General features: G+C 55.2%; 11 protein-coding genes and 3 pseudogenes. 10 read left to right on the top strand and 4 right to left on the bottom strand.

The features are described 5' to 3' along the window. Positions 1-52: 52 nt before the first annotated feature. Positions 53-2,356 (bottom strand): FdhF/YdeP family oxidoreductase, encoded by a 2,304-nt coding sequence (locus MC269_RS08485; protein WP_239954834.1) that lies wholly within the window; start codon positions 2,354-2,356, stop codon positions 53-55. 250 nt (positions 2,357-2,606) lie between these two features. Here MC269_RS08485 and MC269_RS08490 point away from each other — a divergent pair, with 250 nt between their 5' ends. After that, the gene (locus tag MC269_RS08490; RefSeq protein WP_239954836.1) at positions 2,607-4,193 is read left to right on the top strand and encodes a PTS transporter subunit EIIC; all 1,587 of its coding nucleotides are present in this window, start codon (positions 2,607-2,609) and stop codon (positions 4,191-4,193) included. Positions 4,194-4,243: 50 nt separating this feature from the next. Continuing rightward, entirely contained in the window at positions 4,244-4,453 is a 210-nt protein-coding gene (locus MC269_RS08495; protein ID WP_123800292.1) for a hypothetical protein, read from the top strand. A gap of 56 nt (positions 4,454-4,509) precedes the next feature. Here the strand turns inward: MC269_RS08495 and MC269_RS08500 are convergent, their stop codons facing one another. After that, positions 4,510-4,722 (bottom strand): hypothetical protein, encoded by a 213-nt coding sequence (locus MC269_RS08500; protein WP_239954838.1) that lies wholly within the window; start codon positions 4,720-4,722, stop codon positions 4,510-4,512. 282 nt (positions 4,723-5,004) lie between these two features. Here MC269_RS08500 and MC269_RS08505 point away from each other — a divergent pair, with 282 nt between their 5' ends. From MC269_RS08505 to MC269_RS08545, 8 genes and pseudogenes are all read left to right on the top strand, one after another. Continuing rightward, positions 5,005-5,151 carry a hypothetical protein gene (locus MC269_RS08505; protein WP_239954840.1) on the top strand — a complete coding sequence of 49 codons (147 nt, stop codon included), beginning with the start codon at positions 5,005-5,007 and terminating at the stop codon, positions 5,149-5,151. Positions 5,152-5,266: 115 nt separating this feature from the next. Beyond that, positions 5,267-5,491, top strand: a complete 225-nt coding sequence (locus tag MC269_RS08510) for a hypothetical protein (RefSeq protein WP_239954842.1) — start codon at positions 5,267-5,269, stop codon at positions 5,489-5,491. A gap of 33 nt (positions 5,492-5,524) precedes the next feature. Beyond that, a pseudogene (locus tag MC269_RS08515) lies at positions 5,525-5,584 on the top strand (hypothetical protein); the annotation flags it as partial. After that, a pseudogene (locus MC269_RS18780) lies at positions 5,559-5,651 on the top strand (Rz1 family lipoprotein); the annotation flags it as partial. The pseudogenes MC269_RS08515 and MC269_RS18780, both read left to right, overlap by 26 nt. Positions 5,652-6,035: 384 nt before the next feature. Continuing rightward, positions 6,036-8,360, top strand: coding sequence for an S-type pyocin domain-containing protein (locus tag MC269_RS08530; RefSeq protein WP_239954844.1), 2,325 nt, complete (start codon positions 6,036-6,038; stop codon positions 8,358-8,360). Between the two features lie 10 nt (positions 8,361-8,370). Further along, the gene (locus MC269_RS08535) at positions 8,371-8,622 is read left to right on the top strand and encodes a bacteriocin immunity protein (protein WP_239954846.1); all 252 of its coding nucleotides are present in this window, start codon (positions 8,371-8,373) and stop codon (positions 8,620-8,622) included. Positions 8,623-8,854: 232 nt separating this feature from the next. Continuing rightward, a pseudogene (locus MC269_RS08540) lies at positions 8,855-9,147 on the top strand (terminase small subunit); the annotation flags it as partial. Positions 9,148-9,420: 273 nt separating this feature from the next. Then, complete coding sequence (locus MC269_RS08545; protein WP_239955095.1) at positions 9,421-10,338, top strand: LysR family transcriptional regulator; 918 nt, start codon at positions 9,421-9,423, stop codon at positions 10,336-10,338. Here MC269_RS08545 and MC269_RS08550 read toward each other — a convergent pair. Together MC269_RS08550 and fabI are read right to left on the bottom strand one after the other, a co-directional pair. Then, a complete protein-coding gene (locus MC269_RS08550) occupies positions 10,314-11,441 on the bottom strand; it encodes an oxidoreductase (protein ID WP_239954848.1) in 1,128 nt (375 codons plus the stop codon). The genes MC269_RS08545 and MC269_RS08550 overlap by 25 nt on opposite strands. A 198-nt stretch (positions 11,442-11,639) precedes the next feature. Next, entirely contained in the window at positions 11,640-12,428 is a 789-nt protein-coding gene (gene fabI, locus MC269_RS08555; RefSeq protein WP_081138147.1) for an enoyl-ACP reductase FabI, read from the bottom strand. Between the last annotated feature and the right edge of the window lie 38 nt (positions 12,429-12,466).

Raw genomic sequence — 12,466 nt, forward strand, 5'->3', positions numbered from 1 at the left:
AAAGGGGGAAAAAAGCCGGATTAACCGGCTTTTAGAGGCGTAACGCGAGGCGTCAGGCGATACGTTGCGTCGGGGCGGAAACCGCCAGTTCCAGCTTCACCGGAACCGATTTCGAGGTTGGCGTGCCGCTGCCGTCGCCGAAGCTGTTAAGCGGCACCAGCGGGTTGGTTTCCGGATAATAGGCCGCGAGGTTGCCGCGCGGAATATTATAGGGCACCAGTTTGAACCCGCTGACGCGACGCGTAATGCCGTCGTTCCACAGGGTTTCGATATCCACCAGCTGACCTTCGCTAAAGCCCTGCGCCTGCATATCTTCCGGGTTAATAAACACCACTTCGCGCTGGCCGTAGACGCCGCGATAACGGTCATCGAGGCCGTAAATTGTGGTGTTGTACTGGTCATGGGAGCGCAGGGTCTGCAGCGTAAACGGCACCTCGGCGATATCCTGCGGGAAGAGCGACGCCGGCAGCGACGCGCTGCTGAACTCCGCCTTCTGCGTCGGGGTGTTGAAACGCAGCTCTGCCGCGGCGTTGCCCAGATAGAAGCCGCCTGGCTGATCGCACTTCAGGTTGAAGTCGGCGAAGCCCGGGATAGTCGCGGCGATATGGTTGCGGATCAGGTTGTAATCGGCCGCCAGATCCTGCCACTGCACCTTCTCGTCGCCCAGCACCGCATGCGCGATGCCCGCCACGATAGCGGTCTCAGAGCGCTGCGTCTCCGCCAGCGGAATACCGATGCCCTCAGAGGCGTGCACCATGCTGAAGGAGTCTTCTACCGTGATGAACTGGTTGCCGCCAGCCTGGATGTCGCGCTCGGTGCGGCCCAGGGTCGGCAGGATCAGGCTTTCCGCGCCCGGCACCAGATGGCTGCGGTTGAGCTTGGTGCTGATATGCACCGTCAGGCCGCAGCGCTGCAGCGCCTCTTCGGTGCGCGGCGAGTCAGGCGCTGCCGCCGCCAGGTTGCCGCCCAGCGCGATCAGCACTTTGATCTCGTCGCGCAGCATGGCGTTCAGCGCTTCAACGGTGTTGTGGCCGTGCTCGCGCGGCGGCTCGAAGCCGAAGTGACTGCCCAGCGCGTCGAGGAACGCCTTGCTCGGCTTCTCGTCGATGCCCATGGTGCGGTTGCCCTGCACGTTGCTGTGGCCGCGCACCGGGCAGAGGCCAGCGCCTTTCTTGCCGAGCTGGCCGAACAGCAGCTGCAGGTTAACGATCTCGCGCACCGTGTCGACCGAGTGCTTGTGCTGGGTGATACCCATCGCCCAGGTAATGATGACGCGATCGGCGCTCTGGTAAATCGCCGCCGCTTCGCGGATCTGCGCTTCGCTCAGGCCGGACTGCTGCACGATCTGCATCCAGTCAGTGTTGTCCACCGCGTCGAAGTAGGCCTCGATGCCGTGGGTGGTGGCGTTGATAAAGGCTTCGTCGAACAGGCCTTTCTCGCCCGCCGCCAGACGTGCGCGATGGGTTTCCAGCAGCGCTTTCACCATGCCGCGCACCGCCGCCATATCGCCGCCGAGGTTCGGCTGGTAATAGGTGGAGCTGATGGTGCCCGCCATAGAGGTAACCACTTCCAGCGGCTTCTGCGGATCGGCGAAACGCTCGAGGCCGCGCTCGCGCAGGGTGTTAAAGGTAACGATCTTCGCGCCGTGGTCGGCAGCGTGGCGCAGGCTGTGCAGCATGCGCGGATGGTTGGTGCCTGGGTTCTGACCAAAGACGAAAATCGCGTCGGCATGGTCGAAGTCGTCGAGGCGAATGGTGCCTTTGCCGACGCCGATGCTGCGTTTCAGGCCGGCACCGCTCGCTTCGTGACACATATTGGAGCAGTCCGGGAAGTTGTTGGTGCCCACCAGGCGGCCAAACAGCTGATAGAGCCAGGAGGCTTCGTTGCTGGCGCGGCCGGAGGTGTAAAGCTCCATCTGATCCGGATTGTCCATCGCCTTGATATGCTGCGCGATCAGCGCAAAGGCGTCGTCCCAGCCGATCGGCTCATAGTGGTCGGTTTCAGCGTTATAGCGCAGCGGATGGGTCAGACGACCCTGGTACTCAAGAAAGTAGTCGCTCTGCGCGTAGAGTTTGGTGACGCTGTGCTGGGCGAAGAAGTCGGTATCGACCACGCGACGCGTCGCTTCCCAGGTCACCGCCTTGGCGCCGTTTTCGCAGAAGCTAAAGGTGCTTTTATTGTCGTCGCCCCAGGCGCAGCCCGGGCAGTCGAAGCCGCGCGCTTTGTTCATGCGCATCAGGTTGCGCATATTTTTCAGTGCGGCTTTGCTGTCGAGAACGAAACGGGTGGTCGCTTCCAGTGAACCCCAACCGCCCGCGGCGGCGCGGTAAGGCTTAATTTTACGTTTGAATTTCATGGTGAGTGCAGGCTTATGTTTTTTGTAGGAAGTTTGTTATCAGGATATATCCTGACGGTGAGGGAAGTGTGCGACTGCAATCATAAGTTGTCTAATTGATTGACTTAATGGTGCGATAGCCCGCGTTTATCGCGTGGGTAATGGAAATGTGATGCTGTTCAAAGTTTACCCGCTGTTAACCTGCTCATAACGGGAGTTACCGGCGCATCGGGTCAATACTTGCTCATCTTCCTTGGAAAGGGCGCACCTTATGAAACAGCTCAGCAGTCAGATCCATGCCTTTGGCAAGGCGCTAATGATGCCGATATCGGTGATTGCGGCGGCGGGGATCTTTCTCGGCCTGGCGGCGGCGATGCAGAACCCGGCGATCACCGGCGACGCCTTTGCTCAGATGCAGGTGCCGCAGCTGATTATCGGTTTCATCCGCAAAGTGGCGGGCGCGCTGTTCGCCAACCTGCCGCTCTTTTTCGCCGTGGCCAGCGCCATCGGCCTGGCGAAAGCGGAAAAGCCGACGGCGGCCTTCGCCGCGGTGATTGGCTACATCGCCATGAACGTCGGCATCAACGCCACGCTGGCGGCGAAAGGGCTGACGGCGGCGACCACCACGCCGGACGCGCTGCAGCGGGCGGGCATGGATCAGACCGCGGCGATGATGACCTCGGCGGAATATATCCAGATGCTGGGCATCTTCACCTACAACATGAGCGTGCTGGGCGGCGTCATCGCCGGGCTGCTGACGGTGCTGCTGCATAACCGCTTCTATACCCAGCAGCTGCCCACCGCCATCAGCTTTTTCGGCGGCCGTCGCTTTGTGCCGATTGTCACCGTGGTGTTTCTGCCGCTGGTGGGCGTGCTGCTGGCGCTGATCTGGCCGACCCTCGGCGCGGGCATCGCCTGGGTTGGCCAGCTGATCGGCCAGAGCGGGCAGTACGGTGCTTTTCTGCTCGGCACTGCGGAGCGCATTCTGATCCCCACCGGGCTGCACCATATTCTCAATGAAACGGTGCGTTTCACCCCGATTGGCGGCATCGCTACGGTCGACGGACAGACGCTGGTGGGCGCGCTCAATATCTTCAACGCCTCGCTGACCCATCCCGGTTCGGTGCCGGATGAGACGCTGCGCAGCGCCACCCGCTTTCTGGCGCAGGGCAAAATCCCGGTGATGATGTTCGGCCTGCCGGCCGCCGCGCTGGCGATCTACCACACCGCGCGACCGGAGCATAAACAGCGGGTGAAGGCACTGATGATGGCGGGCGCGCTCACCTCTTTTACCACCGGCATCACCGAGCCGCTGGAGTTCTGCTTTATCTTTGTCTCGCCGGTGCTCTATTTGCTGCATGCGGTGCTGACCGGCCTCTCATTTATGCTGATGTCGATGCTGCACCTGATGATCGGCAACGTGCAGGGCGGCGTGATCGACCTGGTGGTCTTCGGCATCCTCGGCGGCAGCAAAACCCACTGGTGGTGGACGCTGGCGCTGGGCGCCATCTACGCGCCGCTCTACTACTACGCGTTCCGCTTTGTGATTACGCGCATGAACGTAGAGACGCCGGGACGCGAATCGGAAGAGGAAAAACCGCAGCTGGTGGCGGCGGATCAGCGCACCCAGGTGATCATCAGCGGGCTGGGCGGGCAGGGGAATATTGAGGATGTTGACTGCTGCTTTACCCGTCTGCGCGTGCGGGTGAAGGATATGAAAGAGGTGGTGGATCAGACGCTGCTGACAACGGGCGCCAACGGGGTCAACCGCGTCAGCGAACATGATATTCAGGTGATCTACGGCCCGCAGGTAGAGAAGATCGCCAACGAGGTGAAAAGCGCGCTCGGCGTGGCGTAAGGCGATTTAGGTCTACACTTAACAGACTGGAAGCAGACAAGGAGACGGAAATGTTTAAGCATAAGACCAATGAAGAACGCAAGCAGGAAGGGGACGTCAGCAAGAGCGCGCCCGAAAGCACGCCGCACGTCCACAACGCCTATGAAGAGGACGATCATCCGGCGACCGATGCGCCTGCTGAACACGGTGAGATTCCGCGTACCCGCGACGATCACAATGATGACAAAAAAGATCCCTACGAGGATCGCGAAAAGAAATAGCATCACGGCGTATTCCCACCTTACGGAGTCGGTAAGTGAAGGTGGGGATCACGCCATTATGACTGAAGGGAGAACTGCCAGGAACCGATCGCTTTACGTTCAAGCACCATGGTCTTTTCCTGGCCGTCGATAACCACAAAATATTGCTCTTTAACCTTCAGGCGCTTGGGAAAATGTTCGTTTCCTTCATAGCGCACCGTGACTTTATTACCAAATATCTCCACGTCTGCGCTGATATCGAACTGCGGAAGATAAATTTTGTTTTTCACTTCTTTCTCCTTGTTGATAATAAATTCATCACCTTAGTTAGGTTCAATACGCTGCAAAGAGTGTAACAGCAAACCAGTGCTTTGCGTTTTATCTTAATTGTCCCGCTGTGTCTGCGCCATTCAGCTATCATTGTTAGCAGGTTGTAAGTAAGAAGCGTGATATCGAAGCCTATGCTCGGCACGGTTAAAGGTTTAAGCCAGAAAGTAGAATTCACTGCGCAGGATGGTCAAACACGTCCATCCGCTGCAAACGATACAGGATGCTAAAAAATTATCTCAGTTATGATGTTACTTCGCTGCCCGCACTGTCAGGGCTCGCAATATCGCCGCTCCGTTTTTGACATTAACGTCAAAAACCCGCTTGGCGCAAAATGCATATTTTGTAAGTCGGCCATGATGCAAATAAATCCGCAGCCGCTTGCTGCCTGATTTTCTTTTGTTCATCCGAATTACCTTACTTATACAAGGCCGCCATTGGGTGGCCTTTTCTCGTTTTTAACTGAGCAGTTCATGGAATGCTCAATGTGTCTGGCGGAAGGTCCAGATGACATCTAGCTGGCGAACGCTGATTAACGGCCTGCTGCTGGTGTTGCTGTTGGCAGTCTGCCGGATAGCTGACTTCTACCACGATAAATACGCTGTCGCCGACAGCCTGGCAACCGAACGCCAACAGACTATTGATGGCATGCAGGTGTGCCAGCGAGGCGTGGCCGCTCTCGCTGCGAAATACTTAAAGGAGTTAGCCGATGCTCAGGCGACTATTGATTAACTGCAACGCGATGTTGCTTCAGGCAAGCGCCGGTTGAAGCTCAATGCGATTTGTCCGAAGCAACCCTCCGCCGGAACCGCCAGCATGGATGATGCAGCCCGCCCCGGACTTACTGATTCTGCTGAACGGGATTATTTCATTCTCAGAGAACAGTGCCTGAAATAAATTTTCATGCCTGAAGGAATTCCACAAGTTACTTTCAATAAAATGGCACCTTTCCAATGTGAAGCGGCTATCTAAAAGGTGTGACTCATTGGGATAGCAATTTTTTTTAATTTATCACGCATACAAATTCCTCAAGGTCTTTTGTGACAGTCACTAACAAACAGGAATGACTAGGTCGCGACTACCTCTCTGTTTTAAAGTATGACGTGTAAATTAAGTTACAGCTTATCTAAGTGGCTAGTAGATTCGTTCCCAGTAACTAGTTGAAATTACCGTTTTATACAGTATTGCAGGCAGGAAAAGGGATTCATATAACCGAATTTAACTGCTTGTTTGTACACTATTTTTTTTGCTTAATTTTACTTCAAAGAGGAATTGTATGGGTTCAGGAAATGGTTTTGACAATGCTCACAATAATCAGTTTGGTGGCGGTGGCCGAGGTCCTACTGGCGGGGTAAACATGGGATCTGGCTCGTCAGGCAATACTGGAGGTAATGGTTACTATACATATGATGCGGGCAAGCCAACCTCAGCTGTAATTGTTGATGGTCAAGTACGTATTGATATTACCGGCGGTATGAGGTGGGTTAGTGATAATTCTATTCACTGGTCTGATGGAAAAACAGGTAGTGATAGTCGTGATAATTTACGCACTAACGTTACTGCACCAGTTGCTTCAGGATATCGCTCCGCAGTAGATGGCTATATCTATACTGTAACGGTAGATGGGAATGACAATATTACAGGTATCAGCTTATATTCACGTCCCATTCTGTCTAACCGCAAGGACTGGAGAAATGGCGAAACTGCACGTCAAACACAAGCCCGTGCTCTGGTTCAAGTTCAATTAGATGCTAAAAGAGCTGCTGCCGCCGCTGCTGCGAAAAAGGCTGCAGAGGAAGCTGCTGCTGCTGAAGCTAAGCGTAAAGCAGAGGAAGAGGCTAAGCGTAAACAGGCTGAATGGGATGCTGCTCATCCAGTTGAAGCAGCTCAGCGCGACGCTGATAATGCTCAAAATTCAGTTAATGCTGCAAATACGGCTTTGGCTAACGCTAAAAACTCGCTCGCTGCAGCAAATGGTGTAGTCTCCCAGAGACAGAATGAATTTAATTCCGCGCAATCCCGTTATCAAACCGCACATCAGAAAGTAGGCGAACTCTCTAAGTTTGCAAATGAACCGACGTTTCCAGGTTATCGCCAATTTTTAGCAGCAATGGCAATTGCTGATAGTAATAAAAAAGCGATGGAGAGTGCTCAAGCCGTCTTAAATGATGCTGTTGATCAACAAAATGCCACACAGGCAAATGTCAATAATGCTCAGGCTTCAGTTAATGCGGCCAATGCAGCTAAGGCAGCAGCGGATACAAAATTATCAAAGGCTAAGGCTGATGCAGAAGCAAAACGGCAAGCTGAAGCTGCACGTCAAGCAGCTGAAGCCGCTCGTATAAAAGCTGAACAAGCCGCTGCGGCAAAAGCACTGGCAGACGCTGCTGCAAAAGCTAAAGAAAAAGCCGAAGCAGCGACTCAGGCTGCAGCTCTGGAGGCTGCTCGTTCTAAACTCGAAGAGCAGAACGTTTTCGGTTTCGCTGGGTTTCCGGCAGCTGCTGTTTCTGCATCTCCGATCGTATTTGCTGAAACAGGGCTGGGTGGTTTTACGCTAAGTGAAGCTGTCACTACTGCAGCATGGTCATCAATTCGTACAGTAGTCGCTGAACTTCTTGGGACGGTCATTTCTGGGAGCGGTATCGGCGCATTAATTGCATCAGTGGCTTACGTACCGAATGCAGGTGAGGCAAGTGATAAGGTACCTGGTCGTGAGGACATTAATATGTTCCTTTCCGCGATGCCTGCAGACGCAATTAAATTGCCCTCAGATGCAGAGTTAAAAGTTGCAGGTGATGTTAACGGTACAGTAAATATGGCTGTGAGAGGCCGTCTCTACTATACAGAAAACACGCTTAAAACTTTTCTGGTTCGTACTGTCAATCCGAGTGCCGTACGGGTACTAAAAGCATCTGTTGACAAGGTTACGGGTCTCTATTCAGTTTCTATTCCGGCAGAAAGCGGGCTTCCTTCTCGAACTATACTCGTATCACCGGAGAATGCTCCCGGCTATAAAGGGCTACCACCACTCGTTACGCCTGTACACAGTAACGCCGTGCCGGGAAATACAGGCAATCAGAATCCTGTAAATACATCGCCTGTGGTAGAAGGTTTCCCTATGGCTGACGACATGGATTTCAGGGATGCTATATTGATTTTTCCTGAAGAGACAGGTTTAAAGCCAACTTATATCATGTTGCAGAGTGCGCGTGATCTTCCTGGAAAAGTTGAAGGTAAAGGAACCGATGTTGCTGGGCAATGGCTTGCTACCTCAGGTAAAGAGTCAGGCGTTCCAGTACCTACACGCATAGTTGATAAATTGTCTGGTAAAGAGTATCGCAGCTTCGATGCTTTCCGTGATGCATTTTGGAGAGAGATTGCTGTAGATTCTCAACTTGCTGGGCAGTTCAATAAAACCAATGTGGATCGCATGAAGAATGGTCTGGCTCCTCGAGCCCCCATGAAAGAGAGTGTTGGCGGTCGGCGCTCTTTCGAGCTTCATCATGTTAAACTTATCTCTCAGGGCGGTGAGGTATATGATGTTGATAACATTCGTGTAGTAACACCTAAGCGTCACATTGAAATTCACTCAAATAAGTAAGGGAGAAAAAATGGAACTTAAAAAAATTTTTCAGGATTATTCAGAAGCCGAGTTCACCCAGCTTGTGAGTGAAATTTTTAGCGCTAAAGGTGGTGAAGCATACCAGGATCAGCTGCTGGAAAATTTTATTGCTGTAAGTGAACATCCTGATGGCTCCGATTTAATTTATTATAATGACGATCCAAATTTGACCCCTGAAAAAGTTGTTGAGGAAGTTAAAACCTGGCGCAAGGCTAACAATAAGCCAGGTTTCAAAGCGTAATTTAGAGCCTCCTTAGGGAGGCTTTTTAATTGGGTAGATGTCCCAGATACCGGGTGCATTAGATGGCGCATGGATGTAGCTCGCGCCTGATAACGTGTTCAAGATGGAGTATGTGCCGCTGAGCAGTTAACACCCTATAATCTGCAGTAAGGCGCATGTCGCTGCATAGCAAGCTGCACGGCTATTATATTTGGCTTGTGGCCGAGCGGTGAGGAAAAACATTGATATTAAATCAGAGCGCAACGAAAGGGTAGAGGTAAACGCAGATTACGTACTTCGCCGCTTGGTTGAGATAGACGAAATGGATGTGCACGACATCCAGAAGAATGACGGCGGGTTGAAGATGGTCCAGGAGTGGCCGAAGGTATGGCGCACAACACTAAATGGTCTGGATATTCTCACTACCGTCACCAACTTCGATGAAACGACAATGGAGAACATCCTTAAGAAATTAAGTAGCCGGATAAGGTGAAAAACCTTGAGCTGCTTGGTAAGCACATCAGCGTGATGGCATTTAGCTCCCGCAAGCCAGCAAAACCATCGATAGGGAAGTTCTGGTAGGAATCATCGTACTGGGTAAAGTTACTGCCACTATTGTCGATGATTATGATGAGTTCCGGCCGTCGATCTGAGCGCAGTAACCTCCGCTCTCATTTTGGTCTCCACGTTGACAAGATGGTGGCGCTGTTTGAAGATTCACCCTAAATGACAGGCATTTTTTATTTAGTGCATCCGTTTGTACACAATTTTAATCTGGCACACAGAGAAAAATAATTAAGTTATTGATAGGTAAGAAAAATAGACATTAAACAGCTGATATACCTCTGCAACCTCGAACGCGAGCGCCATTTCGGCCGCGCGGCGGAAGCCAGCTTCGTCAGCCAGCCGACGCTTTCGATGCGCCTGAAAAACCTCGAGCGCGAACTCGGCCTGTCGCTGATCAACCGCAGCAATAACTTTGTCGGCTTCACGCCGGAAGGGGATCGCGTGCTGGCGTGGGCGCGCGAAATCGTCTCGGTTTATCAGGGGCTGAAGCTGGAGGTGGAATCGCTCAAGCACGGCGTCAACGGCACGCTGCGCATTGGCGTCATGCCGCAGTGCAGCGTGGCGCTACCAGAGCTGCTGAAAAGGGTGCAGGGGCGCTATCCGCAGCTTAACTACCGCATCGCCGCGCTCAGCGCCGATCAGCTGCTGGAGGCGCTCAACAGCCATACGGTCGACGTCGGCATCGGCTTTTTTGAGCTGGCAACGCTGCGCGAGCTGCATTTCCAGACGGCGTTTCTGCCGGAGCGCGGCGTCGAGGCGATATTCGATCCCGCCGCTTTTCCCGCGCTGGTGGGCAGCGAACCGCTGGCGCTCGCGCAGCTCGCTGAACTGCCGCTCTGTCTCTCAGAGCCAACGCGCTATTTTCGTCGCTATCTCGATATGGCCTTTCGCGAGTCGGGCTTAACGCCGCAGGTGATGGTGGAGAGCGCGTCGATTCTCGAACTGGTGCAAAGCGCGCAGGTCGGGCTGGGGGTGCTGGTGTCGCCGGTCGGCCATCTGCTGCCCTCTATGCTGAGCGGCATGGCGCAGCGGCCGATCGCCATTACGCATATGGCGCGCCAGGCGGCGCTGGTAATCGCCGAACCGGGCCGCGCCTCGCCGCTGTCGCAACACTTCTTCGACGAGGCGCGCAGCCACCTTGAGGGCTACGCCGCTTCGCCCATGGCGTAAAACAGCCGGCTGTTCCAGTTGCCGATCGCCACCGCCTGGATCAGGGCGAACAGCGCCTCCGGCTGCCAGCCTTCATTGACCAGCGGCTGCAGGTGCGCCGCGCTAAAGCGTTCCGGCGATCGCGTCAGCTGCGCCGCCATCGCCACCACACGTCCCTGCGTCGTCGCCTGAGCGGCGGCGTCATCAACCGATTCCAGCAGCGCGTCGCGCACCTCTTGCGGGAAAAACTGAAACGCCCAGCGGCTGCCAAGCGCGCGCGCGCAGGTCGCCTCCGCCAGCGAGGTTAATGCCGTCGGATTGATGCGCTGGCGCAGGGTTTGCCAGCCGTAGAGCGCGGCGGCGTCGTGCGCCAGCAGCCACACCGCGTCGGCGAGATCGGCGTGCGGCTGACAGAAGGTGACGGCGGCAAGCTGATCGGCGCTGGCGTAGCGCAGCTCCAGCGGCTTCACGCCCGGCTGCCATTTCTGCGGCTGCGAAAACCCGTCGCGCGCGGCGTCGGGCGGTGGCGTAATGCCCGGCAGCCAGCGCACCGGCAGCGCCAGCAGCGCCTGCAAACCGGCCACGATACGCGCCTGATAGCTGACAAAACCGATGATCTGATTCAGGGTGACGATATCCGGCTCGGTCAGGCCGACCGCGTCCAGCGCCTTAAGCGCCGCGGCGTTGATCAGCGACGGCTGCATCGCCAGCTGGCGTGCATACTGGGTCAGCTGCGTCAGGCGGTTATTGCTCTCGCGCGACGAATCAGGTCCCGGCAGCGGATTAAGACGCGCCGAATAGTGATTGCACAGCCGCTGCACGCCTGCGACCTGCGCCACGGTCAGCGCGGTGCTGAGACGGTCGTAAAGCGTCAGCGTATGGGTAAGCGTCGCCGTGACGCGATCGGGAAACAGCAGCTGGCTGAGATCGCGCGAGGCGAGCAGCATCGGCTGGCTGGCCTGCAGCAGCGGCTGCAGTGCGCTCGCCTCCTGCTGTAAACCGAGCAGAAAACGGTCGTTAATAAGGGCAGCTTCGGGAACCAGCGGTTCGGCCTGAACGGCATGCGGGCTGGTCTGGCTCTCGTAAAACCAGTGGTTATGGCCGGGATAGCGGCGTAGTTCCATGGTTAGTCCTTTTGCAAATAGCTGGCACGTCGCGCATGGCGTGAATCCGAAACCGTGACGCGCGCCCGGGGGCTGGCCTATCGTCGCCTGAGCGGTGTGAAGTGCAAAAGATTGATCGGTGATAATTAATAGCGGGATGCTATAAGGCGGGAAAATTGCGCAGATAAAGAGAGGGCGAGCCAGGCTCGCCCTTAAAACTTACTTCAGTTCCAGCTCGTTCATCGCGGCGATGCTGAAGCCGCCGTCAACGTGAACCACCTCACCGGTGATGCCGCCGGCCAGGTCAGAGCAGAGGAACGCGGCAGAGTTGCCGACGTCTTCGATGGTGACGGTGCGGCGAATCGGGGTAACCGCTTCGCAGTGCGCCAGCATCTTACGGAAATCTTTGATGCCTGACGCCGCCAGGGTACGGATCGGACCGGCGGAAACGGCGTTAACGCGCACGCCTTCCGGACCCATCGCGTTCGCCATATAGCGCACGTTGGCTTCCAGCGACGCTTTCGCCAGACCCATCACGTTGTAGTTCGGGATAGCGCGCTCTGCGCCCAGGTAGGAGAGCGTCAGCAGGGCAGAGCCCGGGTTCAGCATCTCGCGGCACTCTTTCGCCATCGCAACGAAGCTGTAGGCGCTGATGTCGTGAGCAATCTTAAAGCCTTCGCGGGTAACGGCGTTCACATAGTCGCCATCCAGCTGGTCGCCAGGAGCGAAGCCGATGGAGTGAACGAAACCGTCAAATTTTGGCCAGGTTTTTGCCAGTTCAGTAAACAGCGATTTGATGCTCTCGTCTTCGGCCACATCGCACGGCAGCACAATGTCTGAACCCAGATCTTTAGCAAACTCTTCCACACGACCTTTCAGTTTGTCGTTCTGGTAGGTGAAAGCCAGTTCTGCGCCCTGCTTGTGCATCGCCTGCGCAATTCCGTAGGCAATAGAGAGTTTACTGGCAACGCCAGTAATCAGAATGCGCTTACCGGAAAGAAAACCCATAGCTGTAATCCTTATGGTCATTGTTGTTGGCGGTCGCA

This window comes from Pantoea sp. Z09 (genome assembly GCF_022394795.1).
Classification (GTDB): domain Bacteria; phylum Pseudomonadota; class Gammaproteobacteria; order Enterobacterales; family Enterobacteriaceae; genus Pantoea; species Pantoea latae.